The sequence below is a fragment of the Streptomyces katrae genome (genome assembly GCF_000966975.1).
GTDB lineage: Bacteria > Actinomycetota > Actinomycetes > Streptomycetales > Streptomycetaceae > Streptomyces > Streptomyces katrae.
In genome coordinates this window covers 1-255 of sequence record NZ_JZWV01000153.1, presented here as the reverse complement: position 1 = coordinate 255, position 255 = coordinate 1, and the positions used below count along the sequence as shown (strand labels likewise).

General features: G+C 78.4%; 1 protein-coding gene. It reads left to right on the top strand.

The features are described from left to right. On the top strand, positions 1–255 hold a 255-nt coding region (locus VR44_RS44865), incomplete at both ends, for a hypothetical protein (RefSeq protein ID WP_157880249.1).

Here is a 255-nt window from a genome sequence, read left to right as displayed (position 1 = left end):
CGGGGGCGGCTGGCGGGAGAGCGGGGGGCGGTTCGCCTTCTACGTGAACCCGTCGGGGCCGGAGCGGTGCGGGGAGGTGGAGGCCTGTTACGTCCCCGCCTCCCTGAAGCCCGCCCGGACGGCGGGGCTGCTCGCCGACGGGCACGGGGCGGTGGAGGCGGTCGAGCCGGCCTTCGCGGTCGGCGCCCGCTACGTGCCGGGCAGCAACGTGCTGGAGCTGCCGTCCGGGCGGTGGCGCTACCTGCCGGCGGGCTC